The 21526-nt window shown below is 52.0% G+C and carries 21 protein-coding genes and 1 tRNA gene; 13 read left to right on the forward strand and 9 right to left on the reverse strand.

The window, feature by feature from the left end; translation table 11 throughout:
• The first annotated feature begins 281 nt into the window (after positions 1-281).
• Positions 282-1439 carry a lysozyme inhibitor LprI family protein gene (locus Q4544_RS12310; protein WP_303506709.1) on the forward strand — a complete coding sequence of 386 codons (1158 nt, stop codon included), beginning with the start codon at positions 282-284 and terminating at the stop codon, positions 1437-1439.
• A gap of 777 nt (positions 1440-2216) precedes the next feature.
• Here Q4544_RS12310 and Q4544_RS12315 read toward each other — a convergent pair.
• The 4 genes from Q4544_RS12315 to Q4544_RS12330 all read right to left on the reverse strand — a co-directional run bounded on the left by Q4544_RS12315 (position 2217) and on the right by Q4544_RS12330 (position 5906).
• Positions 2217-2293: transfer RNA gene (locus tag Q4544_RS12315), tRNA-Arg, on the reverse strand.
• A 61-nt stretch (positions 2294-2354) separates the two neighbouring features.
• Positions 2355-3743 (reverse strand): HAMP domain-containing sensor histidine kinase, encoded by a 1389-nt coding sequence (locus Q4544_RS12320; protein ID WP_303506711.1) that lies wholly within the window; start codon positions 3741-3743, stop codon positions 2355-2357.
• 18 nt (positions 3744-3761) lie between these two features.
• Positions 3762-5180: an NAD(P)/FAD-dependent oxidoreductase gene (locus Q4544_RS12325; RefSeq protein WP_303506713.1), complete on the reverse strand. Its 1419-nt coding sequence runs from the start codon at positions 5178-5180 to the stop codon at positions 3762-3764.
• A gap of 12 nt (positions 5181-5192) precedes the next feature.
• Entirely contained in the window at positions 5193-5906 is a 714-nt protein-coding gene (locus Q4544_RS12330) for a TVP38/TMEM64 family protein (RefSeq protein WP_303506715.1), read from the reverse strand.
• A 292-nt stretch (positions 5907-6198) separates the two neighbouring features.
• Between Q4544_RS12330 and rpmH the strand changes: the two genes are divergently transcribed.
• The 12 genes from rpmH (at position 6199) to Q4544_RS12390 (ending at position 15840) form a co-directional block, all read left to right on the forward strand.
• Positions 6199-6333, forward strand: coding sequence for a 50S ribosomal protein L34 (rpmH, locus tag Q4544_RS12335; RefSeq protein WP_223424089.1), 135 nt, complete (start codon positions 6199-6201; stop codon positions 6331-6333).
• A 24-nt stretch (positions 6334-6357) separates the two neighbouring features.
• Positions 6358-6792: a ribonuclease P protein component gene (gene rnpA / locus Q4544_RS12340; protein WP_303506721.1), complete on the forward strand. Its 435-nt coding sequence runs from the start codon at positions 6358-6360 to the stop codon at positions 6790-6792.
• Positions 6792-7067, forward strand: coding sequence for a membrane protein insertion efficiency factor YidD (yidD, locus tag Q4544_RS12345; RefSeq protein ID WP_303506723.1), 276 nt, complete (start codon positions 6792-6794; stop codon positions 7065-7067). The genes rnpA and yidD overlap by 1 nt, the downstream gene beginning before the upstream one ends.
• A 275-nt stretch (positions 7068-7342) precedes the next feature.
• Positions 7343-7573 (forward strand): hypothetical protein, encoded by a 231-nt coding sequence (locus tag Q4544_RS12350; RefSeq protein WP_303506725.1) that lies wholly within the window; start codon positions 7343-7345, stop codon positions 7571-7573.
• Positions 7574-7651: 78 nt separating this feature from the next.
• Positions 7652-8524, forward strand: coding sequence for a tRNA 2-thiocytidine(32) synthetase TtcA (gene ttcA / locus Q4544_RS12355; protein WP_303506727.1), 873 nt, complete (start codon positions 7652-7654; stop codon positions 8522-8524).
• Positions 8525-8594: 70 nt separating this feature from the next.
• Positions 8595-10148, forward strand: a complete 1554-nt coding sequence (locus tag Q4544_RS12360) for a bifunctional diguanylate cyclase/phosphodiesterase (RefSeq protein ID WP_303506729.1) — start codon at positions 8595-8597, stop codon at positions 10146-10148.
• 202 nt (positions 10149-10350) lie between these two features.
• Positions 10351-12153 carry a membrane protein insertase YidC gene (gene yidC, locus Q4544_RS12365; RefSeq protein ID WP_303506730.1) on the forward strand — a complete coding sequence of 601 codons (1803 nt, stop codon included), beginning with the start codon at positions 10351-10353 and terminating at the stop codon, positions 12151-12153.
• A complete protein-coding gene (locus Q4544_RS12370) occupies positions 12150-12896 on the forward strand; it encodes an MOSC domain-containing protein (protein WP_303506731.1) in 747 nt (248 codons plus the stop codon). The genes yidC and Q4544_RS12370 overlap by 4 nt, the downstream gene beginning before the upstream one ends.
• Positions 12896-13549 (forward strand): ribosome biogenesis GTP-binding protein YihA/YsxC, encoded by a 654-nt coding sequence (gene yihA, locus Q4544_RS12375; protein WP_303506733.1) that lies wholly within the window; start codon positions 12896-12898, stop codon positions 13547-13549. Before Q4544_RS12370 ends, yihA begins: the two co-directional genes overlap by 1 nt.
• A gap of 68 nt (positions 13550-13617) precedes the next feature.
• Entirely contained in the window at positions 13618-14484 is an 867-nt protein-coding gene (gene argB, locus Q4544_RS12380) for an acetylglutamate kinase (RefSeq protein ID WP_303506735.1), read from the forward strand.
• Between the two features lie 56 nt (positions 14485-14540).
• Positions 14541-15338 (forward strand): sterol desaturase family protein, encoded by a 798-nt coding sequence (locus tag Q4544_RS12385; RefSeq protein ID WP_303506736.1) that lies wholly within the window; start codon positions 14541-14543, stop codon positions 15336-15338.
• A gap of 16 nt (positions 15339-15354) precedes the next feature.
• Entirely contained in the window at positions 15355-15840 is a 486-nt protein-coding gene (locus tag Q4544_RS12390) for a histidine phosphatase family protein (RefSeq protein WP_303506737.1), read from the forward strand.
• 241 nt (positions 15841-16081) lie between these two features.
• Here the strand turns inward: Q4544_RS12390 and Q4544_RS12395 are convergent, their stop codons facing one another.
• From Q4544_RS12395 to Q4544_RS12415, 5 genes are all read right to left on the reverse strand, one after another.
• Complete coding sequence (locus tag Q4544_RS12395; RefSeq protein ID WP_303506738.1) at positions 16082-16873, reverse strand: amino acid ABC transporter ATP-binding protein; 792 nt, start codon at positions 16871-16873, stop codon at positions 16082-16084.
• Between the two features lie 12 nt (positions 16874-16885).
• Positions 16886-18193, reverse strand: coding sequence for an amino acid ABC transporter permease (locus Q4544_RS12400; protein ID WP_303506739.1), 1308 nt, complete (start codon positions 18191-18193; stop codon positions 16886-16888).
• A gap of 1 nt (position 18194) precedes the next feature.
• Positions 18195-19463 carry an amino acid ABC transporter permease gene (locus Q4544_RS12405; RefSeq protein ID WP_303506740.1) on the reverse strand — a complete coding sequence of 423 codons (1269 nt, stop codon included), beginning with the start codon at positions 19461-19463 and terminating at the stop codon, positions 18195-18197.
• Positions 19464-19590: 127 nt separating this feature from the next.
• The gene (locus Q4544_RS12410) at positions 19591-20607 is read right to left on the reverse strand and encodes an amino acid ABC transporter substrate-binding protein (protein WP_303506741.1); all 1017 of its coding nucleotides are present in this window, start codon (positions 20605-20607) and stop codon (positions 19591-19593) included.
• 203 nt (positions 20608-20810) lie between these two features.
• Positions 20811-21524 carry an ATP12 family chaperone protein gene (locus Q4544_RS12415; RefSeq protein ID WP_303506742.1) on the reverse strand — a complete coding sequence of 238 codons (714 nt, stop codon included), beginning with the start codon at positions 21522-21524 and terminating at the stop codon, positions 20811-20813.
• Positions 21525-21526: the final 2 nt, after the last annotated feature.

The following is a 21526-nucleotide window of genomic DNA, read 5'->3' on the forward strand; positions in this document are numbered from 1 at the left end:
AATCGTGCCTTCATTTGTCCGTCCTTTTGTTGGGCGGACTCTACACAAATTTGGAGGAGTTTTAGGGGCTCAGGTCACCGCGAACATTGGACAGAACATTCATCCACGATGCAGTATTTCCTACGCTGGAGGTTGGGTAGCGATTAGTTCTCCGAATTCTATGGGACTTCAACAGTCGACAATCGAATAAACATTAAAATTAAGGGCTTGATCGGTGACTGGAGATCGGCAAAAGCTGCAATGCCACCGATGCGCGGTTGCGCAATTGTTCGGAGTTCCAAATGAGAATTTTAAGCGCCTATTTCTTCACTGTTGCTGCTTTTGCCTTTGCTGGTAACTCGACTGCCTTAGCGGCGGACATTCAAATTACGCAGCAAGATACAGCTACACCGTCCATCATCGACATCACGGGACCAATCGAAAGCGGGAATGCCGAAAGGTTCTATGAACTTTCACAGCGAACTGAGAAGGCTATCGTATTTCTCCAGTCGCCGGGCGGTCTCGTAGGCGAGGGCCTGTCAATCGCCGCAGAAATTGGGCAACGTGGCTTTACTACAATCGTAGCGCCAGGGGCCGAGTGCCACTCGATCTGCGCTGTGATCTGGGTCAGCGGTGGCAGCCGAAGAATGGATAGCACCTCAATAATCGGTGTGCACGCGGCTTACCGCAACAAAGCAATGGAAGATGGCACATCACAGAAATCTGAGTCTGGGGTAGCCAATGCCGACATCGGTTCCTTTCTTACACACGTAGGACTTTCGCGGGAAGCTATTCGCTATTTTACAACTGCCGGAGCGAACCAGGTTCTTCCTATAACTCCCGCAATTGCACAGCGGCTCGACATTGACACGGCAGTCACCGACGGCGGTCAGATTATAATGCCGGAGGAAAGGCCGACGCCGCGGCGCATAGCCTTGCAGTCAGTCACCTATTTTGAGCTAAGCGGCGATTGCGCGCCGCTCCTTGATCTCGATGCCGCGTTCTTGCAGCAGCAGGGCAGTCAGAGGCTTAAACTTGGACATGAACTTTTTGGTGGAGAACTCTTTGCTAATCTAGTTCCCGAAATGAACAACCGGGTCAATTCTGAAAAAGTAAGTCTGCCGCTTAAAGATTGGTGCATTGGTGCTGCCAAAGACCTTTACCAAGCGGGAATGTCAGTCGGCATTGTCGGACCAAGCTACGATTGCAACAAGGCAACGACAAGAACCGAGCGCACGATCTGCGGTAGCTTCGAACTGTGGCTGGAGGATCGAGCGTTGGGCTCAATCTACTCCGTACTTAGGACTGCAAGCAACGGTGAAGAGCGAACTACGCTGACAGAGAAGCAGCGCAGTTGGATTAGTCAGCGAGACCTTTGCGGTCATGATGTCGCCTGTATTTTGGACCGCTATAGGGCGTGGTTTTTGGATCTGAGCCTGATTGCAGTGACTGCGAATTAAAAACTAGGGACTTAGATCAGGTCTGAAACGGTGTGGCTCGAAGTTTCATGACCCGACTATTTGAATGCCTGTTTCCGCTTTTGAGGGAAGAACCAAATCCGTTTGGAGCGAATACGCACTGCGGGATGGGCCCTGAAAATAGTGGCTTGGGGTTCATTCGCATGATCTGAACAAATTCATACTGTTAGTCATTCTGACAAATCCCGTTGCCTTTGGCATCGGGACCGCGCCTTAGGCTTACGCCCGAAGCCCCCCTACCCTGTTCGCCCTGTGGCCTGAAGCTGCGGAATCTGTCTCTCCGAGCCAGTTTCCACCGCGGCCACATGGTCGATTAGGGCAGTGTGTCTTCGCCCTTCGGGTAACAGTCGCTTTTGCGGATTGGGGCACTTTATGACGCGTGGGTCATAGTCGTGTGACGTTCGACAGCCGCTTTCGTTTCTTGGGCCAGCGGGATTTGGACAAGCCAAACGCCCCTGGCCGTCAGGGTGAGGGCGCTGCCCTCCCCCTCGGGCAACCCCATTAGACAGGGCCGTGTCCTCGGCTGCGCCTGCGGGCCGCACCAACCCTGTCGAATAGCATTGCCTCGCCCCCTCCCGCGTTCGCCACGTGGCAGATCAGCAGGAACAGGCGGCTTCGCCGTCTGATCTGCAAATCAGCCCTGATTTTCCGAAAAGGAAGTCAGATTAAACGAAACCGCTTGCAGGAGCATGAAATGAGGAAGTTGGGTCAGTTTGTGACGCAAAGGTCAAAGTTGTCTGACATTCAACAATGGGAAAATGGCGCTCTGGGGAGGATTCGAACCCCCGACCCCCTGATTCGTAGTCAGGTACTCTATCCAGCTGAGCTACCAGAGCGCGTTATGTGGGCGGTCTAATAGTAACCGCCGGAGGGTGCAAGAGCAAAATCTGAAAAAAATTAGATTTCTGCAACATCCCCTTTTGGAAGGATGATTTCAAAGCATGTACCCTGCTCATTGCTACCTTTCAAAGCCAGGCTTCCGCCATGTCCTTTGATGAGTTCAGCCGAGATTGCGAGCCCCAATCCAGTACCACCTTTTCTCATACCGCCCTGAAATGGCTGGAATAAATACTCGATCGCTTTGGGTGGAAGTCCTGGACCTGTGTCACTTACCGTTACCTTCCAAGCATCATCTGTTGCAACGGCCGCAACCATAATCTCACCGGCTTTGCCGGTCGCCACAATCGCCTGTCGTGCATTGCGGACAAGGTTTGAGATCACCCGGAATAGCTGCTCTGAGTCGGCGCGCAACATTAGACCATCGGGAATGTCCTCGCTAAGGCTGAGATCAAAGTCTCCGACGGCCAACCGCTCGGATTCTAGGACATCCTCTACCAATTCAGGCAAGTTAACCTCGGCCAAGCGTGGTGCAGGCTCTTCGGCCTTTCCGAATGCCAAGGTACTTTCGCATAGGTGCACAGCCCGCGTGATTGAGTTCACAAGCTTTGGAGCCAAGCGTGTCACGGTTGGGTCTTCGGACATCTCAATGCGGTCAGTGAAGAGCTGTGCCGAAGTCAGGATATTGCGCAGATCATGGCTTACCTTAGCTACAGCACCACCCAATTGCGCCAATCTATCTTTTTGCCTCAACGAAGCCGTGAGTTCGACTTGCAGTGACTGCAGCGCTTCTTCTGCTTCGCGCAGCTCTGTCACGCCTGACTGCGGCTGAATAATGCGGCGCGCATCCTCTGGTGCTGCTGCGTAACTTTGCATGTACCCCACGACCCCCTTGATCGGTCTAACCAAGATCAATCGAACAGCGACGAATAGCAAAGACGCCGTAAACGCAGAAATCACCGCGGACAGAAGAAGAATATTCAATCCATAGTCGATCATCGCCGCACGAAGATCTTTGGTCCATATCGTGACTTCGATCAATAACCCAGCTTCACGAACAGGTGCCCCAAGGACACGAATGACTTCAGGTTCAGGCTTAAACAGCCGGTCCATCGCATCCATAATCAACTGAAAGGCCGTTGGGTCGCGCAAATCAAACGTAGCATCAATAGGGGCAGGCATCGGAGAGGACAAAATCAGCTGACGGATTTCATCTCGTCTAAGCACCACATTATAGACCTCTGCGTTTCGCAACAGCTCTGCTTCAAGGTCGGCATCAATCATGTCATCAGCCAAAAGGGCCAATGAGGCGATTTGCGCCCGCTCTAGGCGGGACAACAAATAATCTTCGCGGAACCGCGCGACGGACGGCACGAAAATCAAGATTTCTCCCAACATCACAAAGATGATGGTTAAAAACAAAAATCGCCCTGAAAGAGTCTTTAACATGGCCCCTCGCCTAGTCGTTTATGGAAGCCAGCGTTGAACAAAGCCAACGATGCGTTTCACTTTAGGGTTCTCAAATAGTCTTGGTGTGAAATATGCGCCTGCTGCACGTTTATTCAACTCACCCACGGTCGGATAAGGCGCCACCATATTGGCGACGTGGCTCATCTTTAACTTATTCGCAATCACCAAAGCCCAAAGGTTGATCAGCTCGCCGGCCTGAAAGCCCGCGATTGACGCGCCAATTGGGCGACCTTTGACAACCATGACTTTGATCAGCCCCACGGTTTTACGTTCGGCAATGGCCCGGTCATTGTGACTGAAGGGAAAACGCACCACCTCTAGCGCATCGCCATGTTGCTCTTTTGCTTGCGCTTCTGTCAGGCCAACATGTGCGAGTTCGGGGTCCGTATAAGTTGCCCAAGGGATATGGTCCGTGCGTTGCTTTGCAGGCAAGCCAAACAAAGCGGAACGAATAATAAGACCGGCGTGATAACCCGCTACATGCGTGAATTGCAGGCCACCGGCGACGTCACCAATGGCATAGACCTTGCGATTAGTGGTCCGCATGCCCGGATCAACTTTGATCCCTGCCCGCGTGGTTTCAATCCCAGCAGCTTCTAGGTTCAGCTTGTCGATGTTTGGTTTACGGCCCACGGCCATCAACAAATGCGTGCCTTTGAAAATGCGGCCATCCTTGGTTTCCACTTCGATAGCGCCGGCAGTTCCGCGGATTTCCTGCGCCAATGCGTCTTCTTCAATCTGAATGCCTTCGCCTCTCAGGTTTTCGAGTACAACCGCTGCCATTTCAGGGTCGTCTTTGCCCAGCGCTTTCATTCCCTCAATCACAGTCACTTGGCTGCCAAGGCGGCGATGTGCCTGTGCCATTTCCAAGCCGATTGGGCCGCCACCAATAACCAACAGGTGCTCGGGCTGCTCACGCAATTCAAACAACGTTTCGTTGGTTTCATAGGGTACGCTGTCCAGACCCGGAATAGGCGGTACAAACGGCGAAGACCCGGTAGAGATGACAACGCGGCGTGCTTTGATCAGGTAATCACCTGCTTTGACTTCAGTCGCTGAAACGAATTCCCCAAACTCTTGAATGACACGTACGCCCAAGCCTTCGAACCGCTCAACAGAGTCATTCGGTTCGATTTCAGCAATTACACTTGCAACGTGATCTTTGGCAGCTGCGTAATCAACAGAAGGAACGACATCCGCCACACCGTACTTATTGGCATGAGCTTGCCCCCAAGCGGCCTTACCGCTGGCAATCAGAGCCTTTGAAGGGACGCAGCCAAAGTTAAGGCAATCGCCGCCCATCTTATGGCCTTCGAGCAAGACAACGTCTGCACCCATCTGTACGGCCCCTGCCGCTACAGACAACCCACCAGAGCCTGCTCCAATGACAAGCAAATCAGTCTTTATCTTTTGCATGAGAGTCGGTCCTTATTTGCCGCGAATGGCTTTGATAGCAATCGGAAGAGCGGCCAGCAGACAGAGGCCTAAGATTGGGAATAGAATTTGAGGTTCAAAAATGATGCCTAGGTTCGGCGTTTCGCCACGCTCAAACACTTCGCCAAGCCCTGCGCCCACAGAAGTATAGACCACACCACCGGGGATAATGCCAATGAATGTCGAAATTGCGAAGCGGCGCAGAGGGACACCAACCAAAGCAGGTACAAGATTGGCAACAAAGAATGGAACCGCAGGAACAAGCCGGATCAAGAACAGCATGGACCATTGGTTCTCATCAATGCCATCTTTGATCTTTTTAACAGCCCCTTCTGAGCCTTCCATTTTAGCTGCGAGCTTTTCACCGAGCCCCCACCGCGCGGCCATGAAAATCAGGATCGCACCGATGGTAGCGGCCGTGACGTTAAACAATGCGCCTGGGAACGTCGCAAAAAGAAACCCGCCAGTCAGGGTCGCAATAGTGGCACCTGGCAAACTAAAGGCCACAATCACAACATAGGCCAGAATAAAGATACCAACCGTTGCCGCATAATTAGCGTCTCGAAACGCCAACAATGATTCTCGGTTGTCGCGCAACGTTTCAAACGTCAGGTAGTCACGCAAAGTAAATGCGCCAATGACAGCGACCGCCAGAATCGCAATCAAGGGAAGGCGCTTGGCAAATCCGCTTTTGGGTACGTCAGTCATATCACTCATCTTTAAGGTCTCTCTCATTCCGGTTTCTCTCAAGATGCGGATCAGAGCAACAAATGGGTAGGTATCTCACAGGCCGTTGATGAAGATCACGACTTCTGTGATCAGAAGAGGGTGTTTTGACCCAAATTGAAACATTGCAGAGAGTATCTTTATATTTTTGTTGCAAAACCGCCGTCAGAGGTTTGACATAGTTTAATCCGCCACCTATAGACCGGTCTTCGAATAGACAGCTTGCCCGCACTGAGTCGCGGCAGGCAGAGAAACAAAGTACGGAGACGGAGCGATGAAACGCACCTATCAACCATCGAACCTGGTTCGCAAACGCCGCCACGGCTTCCGTGCGCGCATGGCCACCAAAGCTGGCCGCAAGATCTTGAATGCGCGCCGCGCACATGGTCGTAAGTCTCTGAGCGCGTAAGCCTCAGAACTTTTGCGAAAAGACATGACGCCGTCGGAGGCCCCTAAGGATGGTATTACCAGCCACAGGGATAAGCCTCCGGCGGCGTCTTCGCGTTCAGAGGGTAAAACTTTGCGTATCCTAAAAACCCGAAACGAATTTCTTGCTGCAGCCCGCGCTAGAAAGCGTGGTGTTGGTTCCATGATGGTCCAAGCTCGCAAACGCCGCGAAGATGAACCGCATCCAGCAGACGACATTGGCGTGGGGTTCACTTGTTCAAAGAAGGTTGGGAACGCCGTTGCACGAAACCGTGCAAAACGCCGGATGCGTGAAGTTGCACGGGCCATTTTACCGACTCACGGTCGTCCAGGGTGGGACTATGTACTAATCGGACGCGCCGAAGCCACTGATGCGCGCCCCTTTGAAGACTTAAAAGGTGATCTTATGTATGCTTTGAAAAAGCTACATGAGACAAAGTGATGTCACCCCTCGCCCATATCATTGCGCTACCCATCAGAGCCTACCGCCTGATATTCAGCCCGTGGGTGGGATTTAACTGCCGATACCAGCCAACCTGCTCTGCCTACGCTCTAGAAGCGTTAGAGAAACACGGCCCCGTTAAAGGCACTTACCTTACAGTACGTCGATTGGGGCGGTGTCATCCATTGGGTGGCGATGGATACGATCCAGTCCCGCCACATAAAGACAAATCACAACCAGAGCGTGTTTCTTCAGCAACAGAAACCTCTGATTAACCCCTTTGTGAGAATTCCTGTTGGCGCGTGATCCCGAATTGCTATGGTCGCGCTGTGTTCAACCATCAACCGCAGGAGGCGAATCATGACTTATTCATTTCTAGTTCGACAATTGTGGTACGCCAAATTTGCGGGTTTCGCTTCGTAAGCCTGTAACCACGGGTATCCATGATGCCGAACACATATTTCAACCAAACCTAAATCACACGCCTCTGTAACCCAGAGTCCGTTTATTTATTGATCAGGAGTCCGTCTCTCTGTGACGGAATACGCATATGACACGTTACGATACACCCACCGGCATTGCCGACCTGAATGCTTCTGTTGCCAGTCTAATGCAGCAATTTGGTCGGTGGACGGCCTTGCGCGAGGTGATCCGCCAGTTCTTTCGGCACAGGAGCAAGCCGCCGGATTCGATTGGCATCCTTAGCGACCATCACCGCAAGGATGTCGGATTACCACCTATCCCCCCTGCTGCAGAGCGTTGGATGCCGCCTAGATTCTAAGGGGTAATTTTAGCAATAGGCAAAGCGCTGATGCGCTTTGCTCTTCCCACAAAGCCGTTCTAATGGCATATGCGCGCCATGCTTGATGATGATCTAGATGATATTCACCCGCTGTTTCATGGCGCCCCCTCTTCTGCTAGCTATAAAAAGCTGCGTAAGCGGATTGTTCGGTATACGCGTGAGGCGATTGAACAATATGGCATGATCGAACGGGACGCCCGTTGGTTGGTATGTATGTCTGGTGGCAAAGACAGCTACACGCTTTTGGCCGTACTATACGAACTAAAATGGCGCGGCTTGCTGCCTGTCGATTTACTGGCATGCAATCTAGATCAAGGGCAACCAAACTTTCCGGCGACCGTGCTTCCAGAATTCCTAAAGAAAATGGGCGTGCCGCACCGAATTGAATACCAAGACACCTATTCCATCGTAAAAGACAAAGTCCCGGCGGGCCGCACCTATTGTGCCCTCTGCTCGCGTCTGCGCCGCGGAAACTTGTACCGTATCGCGCGCGAAGAAGGATGCTCTGCGGTCGTGCTCGGCCATCACCGCGATGACATCCTTGAGACCTTCTTTATGAACCTATTTCACGGCGGCCGCTTAGCAACGATGCCACCGAAATTGGTCAACGAAGAAAAAGACCTGTTTGTCTACCGCCCCCTCGCCCATGTGGCCGAGGAAGACTGCGCCAAGTTCGCCAATGCGATGAACTATCCAATCATTCCTTGTGACCTTTGTGGCAGCCAAGATGGATTGCAACGTCAACAAGTTAAGCAAATTCTCGATCAGTGGGAAAAAAACAGCCCTGGCCGTCGTCAGGTTATGTTCAGAGCTTTGATGAACGCACGGCCCTCACATTTGCTCGACCCAAAACTCTTTGATTTTGCAGGACTTTCCCGAGACTTACTAAAAGTCGAAGAAGATTCTGACGACATTCCTCTGCTGCGTTAAACCGGCCCTTACATCCTGCTCTTAGGTTCTCCTGACAGTGTGGTTCGCCACAAGATCAAGGAAGCATGGGATGCAATTGCGCAAGGCATTGGAAATTGTCCTGCAATCAGTAGGCGCAGGCTCACGGCAGCTGCGCTATGATGTGGTCGGGATAGGTCTCAGCGTGCTATGCCTATTGGCATACCTTATCGGCGGTGAGCGCCTTTTATTGACCTCAGCACTCGTCTTACCTCTCATGGTTTTTTTCATTTTGCAGAAAACAGCCCTAAATGCGCCACCTAACAGCGACCTGGATGGCCTAACTGGGCTAAAATCAGTTCAACACCTCGAAAAACAAGTCCAAAGCTGGCTCGCGCAGATGGACGTAAATCAACGTAAAACCGCCTGCTTTCTTATTAGGATCGATGAATTTCCAGAGTTGATCGCCCGACACGGCGAAACCGCGTCGCAGCAAATCCAGCGCGCGATTGCTGCACGAATATTGCTTGGCTTACGCGAGGACGACATCCTAACCAGAACCCGCGAGGGCGAGTTCATGTTTGTTTTAACACCCGTCAGGCACTTGGATTTGGAAATATGCGTCCAACTCGCGACACGCTTGAAAGCCACGATTGAGGGTGCCATTCCAGTCGGTAAATCCACAATACGAATAACCGCGTCGATAGGTTTTTGTCGCAACGACCAAATTCCAGACTGCACATTTGCAAACCTATCAGAAGCTGCCAAGATAGCTTTGCGAGATGCCCGCCGAAACGGGGAAAGCTCTTTGCGGGCTTATTCAGAAAGCATGCGCAAACGCGAAGAGGGCTTTCAAAAGCTATCCTCCGAAGCCGCGCGCGCGTTGCAACAGGGCGAAATCCACGCATGGTTCCAGCCTCAGGTTTCCACGGAAACCGGGGCAATCACTGGGTTTGAAGCCCTAGCGCGTTGGCAACACCCGGAACGCGGCGTCGTCTCGCCGGCAGAGTTTTTAGATACATTGGCAGAAACCGGCCAGCTTGAAAGGTTGGCGGACCTTATGCTCCAACGCGCACTGGAGGCACAAAACAATTGGGAACGTCATGGCTATAATGTACCCCATGTGGGTGTGAATTTCGCTGGAGAAGAGCTTCGCAATCCCATGCTTGTGGAAAAAATCCACTGGGAATTGGATCGGTATGAATTGTCACCGGACCGGGTCGCCATCGAAGTTTTGGAAACCGTCATAGCTGACGCCGCGGATGGCGCTGTGTCGCGTAACGTGAATGGGCTTGCCAATTTAGGGTGCTATATTGATCTAGACGATTTTGGGACAGGCCACTCTTCCATCAGTTCCATTCGCAAGTTTGCGGTGTCTCGTCTGAAAATTGACCGTTCATTTGTGATGCACGTTGATACAGACCCCGAACAACGGCGTATGGTCTCCGCCATTGTAACGATGGCCGAACGGCTGGGATTGGAAACCTTGGCAGAAGGCGTCGAAACCGAAGCAGAGCATGCAATGTTAGCCCAATTAGGCTGCTCGCATGTCCAAGGGTACGGCATCGCTCGCCCCATGCCATTTGAACAAACGATTCCCTGGATGAAGGAATATCTTGCCAGCATCCCAGCTACCCCTGCGATTGCTCGGCGGTTTGAGGGTTAGCGCCGAAAAACATCAAGCAAAACACCCGCAAACGGTGCTGAAACCGGAATCCACTTGACCTTTTGGGCCTACCTCTGTTGAACCACCTTGAGCCAAAGTGCCTATACCGTCCCTTGGGACGCCAAAAGGCGCTTCGAACAGAATAGGTCAAGAACGCATCCGAAACTGGCATCGCGTTCGAAGAGACAGGTGGCCCCGCGCAATGGACGACAACAATAAGAACCTCATTTTAGCAACCGTACTCAGTTTCGTTGTGATTCTGGTCTGGTTTGTGATGTTCCCACCGCCGGAGCAACCGGCAGATGCAGTGACGGAAATCGTCGCAACAGAGGCCGCTCCAGTAGCAGCCGCACCCTTAACAACCGCGACCAACCCAGCAACAACTGAGGCTGCGTCCACTGACGTAGAAGCGCCACGCGTGAAAATTGAAACAGCTCGCCTGAGCGGTTCGATTTCCTTGCAAGGCGGTCGCATTGATGATCTGGCTCTGAAAGATTACCGCGAAACGCTCGCGGAAGATTCCGAAACCGTTCACCTATTCAAGCCGCGCAGCAATCCTAACAGCTATTACGCGCTATATGGCTGGGCTCCGGGTGCTGGTCTGGGCCTAGACACGGTTCCAGGTGCCAACACCATTTGGACAGTCGAAAGCGGCGACACGCTGACAGATACCTCCCCAGTGACCCTAAGCTGGGACAATGGTGCCGGTCTGACGTTCCGCCGGGAAATCTCGATTGATGCGAACTTTATGTTCTCGGTCTCGCAAAGCGTCACCAACACCGGTGCTGGCACTGTTTCCTTGGCCCCATACGGCATTCTGGCCCGTCACGGTCAGCCAGCGGACCTAAAGAACTTCTTCATCCTGCACGAAGGCCTTGTGTCTATGTCTGATGGAGAGCTGAACGAAACAGACTACGACAGCATCGCCGATCTGGACTTTAATCAGTCCGAAGGCGCGCGCGCAGAAGTTACTCAGGTAACGGAAAGCGGCTGGATCGGCTTTACCGATCACTATTGGATGGCAACGCTTATTCCAGAGCAGACAAGCCCGTTCAAATCCGTCGCAAAATACGACGAACGTCGCGATATTTACCAAACCGAAGCGGTCCTACCGACCCAAACGCTGGCAGATGGTCAAACAGTGACTGTGAACAGCCAACTGTTTGCCGGTGCCAAAGAATGGGCACAAATTCGAGCGTATGAAACTGACGGTGGCGTCAACGGCTTCTTGGACAGCATCGACTGGGGTTGGTTCTTTTTCCTGACAAAGCCAATGTTTGCGCTGCTGCACTTCTTGCAGTCATTCATCGGTAACATGGGCTGGTCCATCATCGGCTTGACCGTACTTATCAAGATCATCGTTTTCCCACTGGCATACAAATCCTATGCCTCCATGGCGAAGATGAAAGAGCTTCAGCCAGAGATGGAGAAGATCAAAGAAAAAGCGGGCGACGATCGTCAAGCGATGCAAAAAGCCATGATGGAGCTTTACAAGAAGGAAAAGGTCAACCCAGCCTCTGGCTGCTTGCCAATCCTGATCCAGATTCCTGTCTTTTTCTCGCTGTACAAAGTGATCTTTGTCACGCTTGAGCTGCGCCACGCACCTTGGATTGGTTGGATTAATGACCTCTCAGCGCCTGATCCAACTTCGATCCTGAACCTATTTGGCCTACTGCCTTACTCAACACCAGAGCCAGGTTCATTGTTCTTTATCCTAAGCTTAGGCGTTTTGCCGATCCTTCTGGGTCTGTCCATGTGGCTACAGCAAAAGCTAAATCCAGCCCCAACAGATCCAACGCAAAAAATGATCTTTGCATGGATGCCTTGGATTTTCATGTTCATGCTGGGCAGCTTTGCGTCTGGTCTGGTCATCTACTGGATTGCGAACAACACCATCACGTTCATCCAACAGTATTCGATCATGCGCTTCCACGGCTACAAACCCGACGTATTTGGTAACATCCTCAGCAGCTTTAAGCGCAAGCCAAAGGCCGCTGACGAATGAATGTGACTGTTACCGCCCTTTGGCGTCACCCGATCAAAGCACATGGCCGTGAAGCCCTTCAGCGCGTAGCGCTGGAGGTTGGCAAGTGCATGCCTTGGGACCGTCATTGGGCTGTAACGCACGAGGCCACAAAGGCTGATGGCTCTGAATGGGCGAAATGCATTAACTTCTCCCGCGGCGCGAGCTCGCCGCGGTTGATGGCTATGACGGCAACTCTGGATGACACAGCGGGTTTTGTTACACTGTCTCATCCTGATCTGCCGAATCTCACGTTAAATCCCGATTCAGATGGGCAAGCATTTGCGGATTGGGTGAAACCCATCATGCCCGCAGATCGTCGCCAATCAACTGGAATCCTAAAGGTGCCAGGCATCGGGTTGACGGATTCAAGTTGGCCGTCACTCAGCCTATTGAATCTTCAAACAAATAAGGCACTTGGCGCGACCTTTGATGCTGAACTATCAATGGATCGCTGGCGCGGAAACATCCACTTGGATGGGCTTGAGCCATGGCAAGAATTTGAATGGGTCGGTAAAGCGATCCGCATCGGCACAGCGGAGTTTGAGGTTCGGGAACGCATAGAGCGTTGTACAGCCACAACCGTTGATCCGCTGACCGGTGAACGCGACTATGATACGCTAAAGAGCCTGCGCGAAAATTTCGGGCACAAGGACTTTGGCGTCAAAATTTATGTGTCCAAAGCAGGCGAAATCGCCGTTGGCGACACTGTTGAGGTACTGTGATGCAACTTCCCTTTCCACTGGTCGAAGAGCCAGATGATGCGAGCCGTGAAAAGGGCCGTAAACTGTTTGTAGGCAGCAACGCTGACTTCCTAAAAGGCGTCGTCGCCATGGATGGCCTACCCGGTGATGACCGTGTCGAGGTTTGTTTCGCCGGGCGTTCAAACGTCGGTAAATCCAGCTTGATCAATGCCTTAACGGGCCGCAAAGGCCTTGCGCGTGCTTCAAACACGCCCGGACGGACACAAGAGATCAACTATTTCACTTTGGCTGAAAGCCATTACCTTGTTGACCTTCCGGGCTATGGTTTTGCCAATGCTCCGTTGCCGGTTATCGAAAAATGGCAACGTCTACTGAAACGGTATTTGTCTGGACGCGTTAGCCTGCGTCGTGCCTTTGTTCTAATCGACAGCCGCCACGGTGTGAAAAAAGTCGATGAAGAGATCATGTCGCTGCTGGATAGCTCGGCGGTGACCTTTCAAGCCGTGCTGACCAAAGCCGATAAGGTTAAGGAAAAAGAGCGCGAAAAGGTTCTGGATCAAGTGCGTGGTGCATTGTCAAAGCACCCGGCCGCTTTCCCGGAACTCATTGTTACTTCTAGCGAAAAAGGCTGGGGACTTGAGACAATGCGATCCGTGATCGCCAATCTGCCATAAGCAATTCTTAACAAGACTTGGATGACCACACCCAAACGGCTAAGACTTTCGGCCAAGGGGAACAGCACATGAAGAAGCAAAACATGAATCGCGATTGGATCGCCACCGCCCGTACCTTGTCACAAGCCCTGCCCTATTTGCAGCGCTATACAGGTGCGATTGTTGTCGTAAAGCTGGGCGGTCACGCCATGAGCAGCGACGAGGCGATGGACGAATTCGCGCGTGATGTTGTGCTGATGCAGATGGTTGGTATTCACCCTGTTGTGGTGCATGGCGGCGGGCCGATGATCAATACGATGTTGGAACGTCTTGAAATTAAATCCGAATTTGTGAACGGGAAGCGTGTGACCGATGCTGCAACTGTTGAAGTTGTAGAGATGGTTCTGTCCGGCACCGTGAACAAACGGATCGTTCAGGCGATCAACCGTCAGGGCGGCAAGGCTGTTGGTCTGTCTGGCAAAGACGCCAACTTGATCACTTGCGAACAAACCAACCCAGATTTGGGCTTTGTTGGTACACCTTCCGAGATGAACCCCGAAGTTCTGCACGATCTTTTTGCCAAAAACACCATCCCTGTGATCGCGCCTTTGGGTGCTGGTCAGGACGGAGAAACGTTTAATATCAATGGGGATACGGCTGCGGGCGCGATTGCGGCATCATTGAATGCAGATCGTTTGTTGCTGTTGACGGACGTGCCGGGCGTTAAAGGTGCGGATGGCAATGTGATGACAGAGCTAAAGGCCGCGCAGATCCGGGAAATGACGGAAAGCGGAGTGATCGCGGGTGGGATGATCCCGAAAACCGAAACTGCGTTGAACGCGATTGAAGGTGGTGTTCGGGCTGTGGTTATCTTGGATGGGCGCGCGCCGAACGCGTGTTTGCTCGAGCTTTTCACCGAACATGGTGCCGGTTCTTTGATCCGAGGCGACGGCTAACTCTGTTGTGATCCATGACGAATTGACTTGGCGCTGCATGGCCTTAGTCTGAATTCATGGAACATGAAGCCCTTATCCGATTATCCATTTTCTTTGTACTTTTCATAGCCTTAGCTGGTGTGGAAACCCTATTACCGCGGCGCGTACGGGCGATCCCGCGGCGCAAGCGGTGGGTTACCAACTGGTCTGTTTCAATTCTCAATACTTTGACGCTTCGTTTGATGGCTTTTGCGTTGCCTGCGTTGGCGGCTGGGGCGGCTTTTGATGCGCAGACGCAGGGTTGGGGTCTGTTGCAACACTTTGCGCTTCCTGCGTGGTTTGAGGTGGTGATTGCGATATTGATTTTGGATTTCGCGATTTGGTTTCAGCATTTGGTGACACACAAAGTGCCGATCCTTTGGCGGCTACACCGGGTGCATCACGCGGATCGGGACATGGATGTGACGACCGCTATTCGGTTCCATCCGATAGAGATCGCGCTGTCTATGTTATTGAAAATAGGGCTAGTTTACGCGTTGGGGCCAAGTGTATTGGCGATCATTCTGTTTGAAATTATCCTGAACAGCACGGCGATGTTTAACCACGCGAATATACGGTTGCCGCTGTCTTTGGACCGTTGGGTTCGGCTGATTTTGGTGACGCCTGACATGCACCGCGTTCATCATTCTGTGCATAGACATGAGCATGACAGCAACTATGGATTCTCTCTATCGATTTGGGATCGGATGTTTAAAACCTATATCGCGCAGCCCGAAGCGGGGCATGACGAGATGCTGACAGGTCTAAGATGGCAGGATGAATCGCCCGCGAAATTGGGGTGGAGCCTGTTACTTCCGTTCAAAAAGAACAACTAAGTCAAAGGGTTAACTCGTGAAAACGCTCATTCTTACACGGCATGCAAAATCAAGTTGGGACAGTCCGGGACACGATCATGATCGAGTTTTAAATGCGCGTGGACGGGAAGTAGCCCCGAAGATTGGGCAGTGGATACGCGATCAGGGTCTACAGCCGGATGCGATTCTTTGTAGCTCTGCGGCGCGTACTCAAGAGACATGCGCCCTGTTAGGCTTTGATATTAAAGCAAAATTCCTGCGTGAACTGTATCTAGCACCAGCCGAGGACATGCTGCAGGCCCTCAAGGGGGCCGAGGGCAATTGTGCCGTTATGATTGGGCATAACCCCGGCATCGCAGATTTCGCGCATCGCCTTATAAATAAGGCCCCTGAGCACCCAAGGTTCTATGATTACCCGACCTGCGCGACCACTGTAATGACCTTTGACATCGACAATTGGAGCGAGGTGTCATTCGGGGTCGGAAATGCGGTTGATTTTGTCATTCCCAAAGAACTGCCCTAGGGCAACGCGCGCGTGTTTTATTCTCTGTAAATGTGAAATTCGTGCGTTTGGCGCGCTGAAACGTACGATTCGAGATTAGCTGCCTTTCTGCACGGGCCACGGCCCTAGTTTGCCCCACAAAAATACATCGAATTTGCATCCGTTCCCAAAATGGCAAAAAGCCCCGCACAATGGCGGGGCTTTCTGAATTTCTGTGATCTTGGGCTTAGAAGAGTAATTTGCGGTTAAACCGCAATTTACTTTAGTGGCCGAGGATCTGGCTGAGGAACAGTTTGGTCCGCTCGCTCTTTGGATTGTTGAAGAACTCTTCTGGTTCGTTCTGTTCAACGATCTGGCCTTGGTCCATGAAGATCACGCGGTTCGCAACCTGACGGGCAAAGCCCATCTCGTGCGTCACACAGATCATTGTCATGCCTTCTTCGGCAAGCTCGATCATGGTGTCTAGAACCTCTTTGATCATCTCTGGGTCCAGAGCGGATGTAGGTTCATCAAACAACATGATGCGTGGCTTCATGCAGAGCGAGCGGGCGATTGCCACACGCTGCTGCTGACCACCGGACAATTGGCCCGGGTACTTGTGGGCTTGATCCGGGATCTTAACCTTTTCAAGGAAGTGCATCGCTGTTTCGATGGCTTCTTTCTTGGGTGTCTTACGAACCCAGATTGGAGCCAACGTGCAGTTTTCCAGAATGGTCAGATGTGGGAACAGGTTGAAGTGCTGGAAGCACATACCAACCTCAGAGCGCACCTTGTCGATGTTCTTGAGGTCAGAGGTCAACTCTGTGCCGTCCACGATGATTTGGCCCTGCTGGTGCTCTTCCAAACGGTTGATACAGCGGATCATTGTGGACTTACCGGAGCCGGATGGGCCCGCGACGACGATACGCTCGCCTTCGTTTACGGTCAGGTTGATGTCTTTCAACACGTGGAACGAGCCGTACCACTTGTTCATATTGGTGATTTGAATCGCCGTTTTATCGCTTACCTGAAGCTTCGAACGGTCGACGTTACGGTCAGTTGCAAGATCAGACATTTTAATGATCTCCTATCGTTTGTGACCAGTCTGAAGCTTGCGCTCCAGATACATGGAATAGCGGGACATGGAAAAGCATACGACGAAGAACAGCAGCGCGATGAACGCGAAGAGTTCCCAATAGATACCATTCCAAGCGGTGTCGGCACGAATTGCTTGAGACAAGCCAATCACATCCAGAAGTCCAATGATAGACACGAGGGTCGTATCTTTGAAGATACCGATAAAGTTACTGACAATACCTGGGATAGATATTTTCAATGCTTGCGGCATGATGATGAGGCGTTGTGCCTGCCAGTAGTTCAGACCCAAGGAATCTGCACCTTCGTACTGACCCTTTGGAAGGGCTGCGAGGCCGCCTCGGATTGTCTCTGCCATATAGGCCGCAGAGAAGAGCGTCATCATGATCATAACACGTAGGATGATGTCGAAGTTCGTACCCGGTGGCATGAAGACGTTCAGCAGAAGCGACGCCACAAACAACAGGGTGATCAGCGGCACGCCGCGTATGAATTCGATAAAGCCAACGCAGATCGCTTTGACGATCAAGAGGTCAGACAGACGACCAAGGGCAAGCAAAATGCCGATTGGCAATGACACACCAATTGCAACAACACCCAAGAGCAAGGCCAACATGAAGCCACCGAACTTACGCGATTCAACGGATTCAATGGACAGGCTTAGGATGCCGCTGAGTGTATCAGCCACTGGGCCAGCCAGAACCAACCACCAGACCAAGACTGCAATGACAGTTGCGATCATTGTGACCAAGCCGCTTTGGACTTTGGAAACAGTTACGAAAACAAAGTAACCCACAACGAAACCAAGTGCAGCAACCACAGGCGCCCAGATGGTGCCGCCCCATAGAAGCCATGGCATCAAGAATGGGTATGCCATTGTCAGGTAGAGGAACTGCTTTGGTGTTTTTTCTGAAAACAGAATGGGTGCCAAGGCCGCAAAGGTGAGGACCAGCGTGAGGTTCACGCGCCAGTACAGGTGATCAGGATAGAAGCCATACAGAAGCTGTAGCCAACGATCATTCACAACACCCCAGCAGGCGTGGCCATGCGAGGTACCGTAAGTGGCGTTGAACAGTTCACGGCATTCTGTCAGGGACTTTGATGTCCAGGAAGACTGGAACATCCAAGGCAGAAGACCCACAAGAACATATGCAATGAAGGCAAAGGACAAGAGTGTCACGACGCTGTTTAGAACGCTAGAGAACAGGTTCTCGCGTGCCCAGCCAACAAGACCGACGGTCGATGCTGGTGGTGCTTTTTCTTCAAGCATTTCTGTGCGGACGAAAGATGTATCGCTCATATTACCGCTCCACCAATTTAACGCGGCTGTTGTACACGTTCATCGCGCCGGAGATTGACAGGCTGATGACAAGATACACGGCCATTAGAAGCACAACACATTCCAGCTCTCGGCCGGTTTGGTTCATGGTGATACCACCCATTGTGCCGGTGATGTCCATGTATCCAACCGCAATCGCCAGAGACGAGTTTTTGGTGAGGTTCAGATAGTTGGAAATCATTGGCGGGATGATGACACGAAGTGCCTGAGGTAGAACAACAAGGCTCATGATGCGGCCAGAGCGCAGACCCAAAGCGCCAGCGGCTTCGGTTTGACCATGGCTGATAGCAAGAATACCACCGCGCACGATTTCTGCGATAAAGGCTGCAGTGTAGAGGGACAAAGCCAACCACAATGCGAGCAATGAGTTCCGCATGTGTGTGCCGCCTTGGAAGTTGAAACCCTTGAGTTCAGGGTAACCAAGGTGGAAGCCGAGTGCGACTAACACAGCGATCAGCGGGATGAAGACGACTCCGAGACGTTTCCAAATGGTTGAGGGCCGAATACCGGTTGCCTCTTGGATTTTGTCAGCGCTCTGTTTGATTTTGCGGCTAAAGAACAAGCCCGCGATCAGCACAGCCATGATGGCCATGAAATCGAGAGAGATGTCAAAACGCAGGGAGCTGTCACCCAAAACATGAATATCGCCAAGAGAACGCGAGAAGAGCGCTTCGGGGATATACACGCCGCGGTTGGTGACGGCGACTGTATCAAACACCGCCATAGACGCTTCGGGGTTTTCACCGCGGAAGTCACGTGGGCTTGGAAGTGCTTCGGTCAAGATGGCCATAGCCACGATGATCCACAGCAAAACCGGCACGTTACGGAACATTTCCACGTAAACGGTCATGATGCGCGCAACAATCCAGTTCTTGGAAAGACGCAGAACACCGATAAACACACCCAGAACTGTGGCTGTGATACAGCCCAAGACTGCGACAACCAACGTATTCAACAGGCCAATGAATGCAGCCCGGAGGTGAGAATCGCGGTTTTGATAATCAAGGAGGCGCTGGTTGATGTCATATCCAGCGGGTTCGGAAAAGAAACCAAAGGTGATTTCTTTGCCCAGCGAGTTCAAGTTATTGATCGTATTGTTGACCAGCCACGCTGCCGCGAGCATGAAAAACAGAAGTGCTATAACTTGGATTGTCGCCGAACGATACCGGGTGTCGTAAATCAGCATAGATAGCCGAAACGACTCCTTCGGAGGGTCGGTGAGAGTTGTCATTAAGGATGTTCCCCGTGTTTCGGCCCATTTATTTTGCACGTCTAAAGCATGCAGGCCGATCGTTTATTCGTCGCGAATAATATGCGAGGGGCGCGAGATTTCTCTCGCGCCCCAGGCACTTAAGTTCTTAGCGGAAAGGTGGAGAGTAGATCAGACCACCATCGGTCCACTGAGCGTTCAAACCACGCGCCAGACCGATTGGAGTGTTCTCGCCGATGTTCTTTTCGAACACTTCGCCGTAGTTACCACCCGCCATGATAGCGTTTTTCGCCCAGTCAGCGGACAGACCCAGCATCTCGCCCAGGTTACCTTCGGTACCCAACAGACGGTTGATTTCTGGGTTCTCTGTACCTGCGCCCATCTCTGCGATGTTTGCAGAAGTAACACCCAGCTCTTCAGCTGTGATCAGAGCATTCAGAGACCAACGAACGATGTCGCCCCACTCGTTGTCGCCGTGACGTACCAATGGGCCGAGTGGCTCTTTGGAGATGATTTCTGGCAATAGAGTGTGATCGCCTGGGTTTTCGAACGCCGCACGTGTCGCAGCCAAGCCGGATGCGTCAGTTGTGTAAACGTCGCATGCACCAGCTAGATACTGCTGCTGTGCTTCTGCGTTTGTTTCGATTGGCACTGGCTCATAAGAGATGCCGTTTGTGCGGAAGAAGTCCGCCAAGTTCAGCTCTGTTGTTGTACCAGTTTGGATACATACAGTTGCGCCATCGAGTTCTTTCGCAGAGGACACGCCCAGTTCTTTTGGAACCATGAAGCCTTGGCCGTCATAATAGTTCACACCAACGAAGGTGAACTTCAGGTCAACGTCACGGGAGAATGTCCATGTGGTGTTACGTGCCAACATGTCGATTTCACCGGAAGCCAACGCAGTGAAGCGTGTCTTACCAGTTGTTGGAACGAAATCTACAGCTTTCGGGTCACCCAAAACTGCGGCTGCAACAGCACGACATACGGAGACGTCAAAGCCGCCCCATTCGCCGTTTGCATCCGGAGTAGCAAAGCCCACAAGACCAGATGCAACACCACAGCTTAGTTTGCCGCGTGCTTTAACATCGTCCAGTGTGCCAGCAGAAGCGCCAACAGCCGACAAGCAAGCAACTGCCGCGGCGCTTAGAATTACGGATTTATTCATTTTTACCTCTTCCTGATTTACCGCACATTTTTGCGCGGATTTCCCCAACCCATTCGGGTCAGTTATTATCGCCTTATAGGGTCTCGCCCCCTTAGCGAGCCTCAGTTTGGGCGGAATCATCAGGAAAGGTCAAGTGCTGGATCACCATTTTTGATCAATTGAAAGTTAGACACCAATATTGCGCTAAATTCAGGCAACACCCTTTATTTATTACACAATTTATAGAATCTTGCTGCGTGAATAAAGGCTGCGCGCTTTGTTTCTGCTAATGCGTGTGCTTCTTCATCAAAGCCCCAAAGCTCTTCTTGCCAGAGTTCATCGACCCTAGAATACTCCCAAAGGGTTTCAATAGGAGAATATTCTAGAATCGCTGCGAATCCTAGGACAAGTGATCCTGAGAGGCTTACGAGGTCGTGAAAGGCTGCCAATTCGAAATTCGAGAGCGCGTGAACACGGGTTTTGAGCGCTTGTAAAGCGGCCTCGTCCTGAGCGTGAAACATAACCCCCTGCGTGGCCGTCAGACGGGCGCCTAATTCGGTAGCGGCCCACTCTAGAATTGGGTCCCAAGTTTTGGCCTGACGCTCGATCAATTCAACAGGCTCTGTCGCGCGATAGCTTAGAAGGTCCGTGCCACCATAATCGGCCAGCATGTCGGCGACCTCGGCTTTTTGCAGAGCCACTTTATCAAGGGCTGAGTTCGCCGTGCGGGTGACCGGCATGGTCATCGGGTCAACTTGTTCACCCTGTGCTTGCCATTCTTGGGCAATCGCCTCTGCCAGCGCTTGGGTTGGTACAACAACCGGTGTTTTAGCAGGGGTTTTCAGCGTGCGACCATCCAAGGTGATGGCTAAGCCACCCTCTGTCGCCTGATAGCTTGCGTTTTCCCAAAAGCGTTTATTGGTGTTCCAGCCTGACATTG

Origin of the sequence: Cognatishimia sp. 1_MG-2023 (assembly GCF_030548175.1) — a bacterium.
GTDB lineage: Bacteria > Pseudomonadota > Alphaproteobacteria > Rhodobacterales > Rhodobacteraceae > Cognatishimia.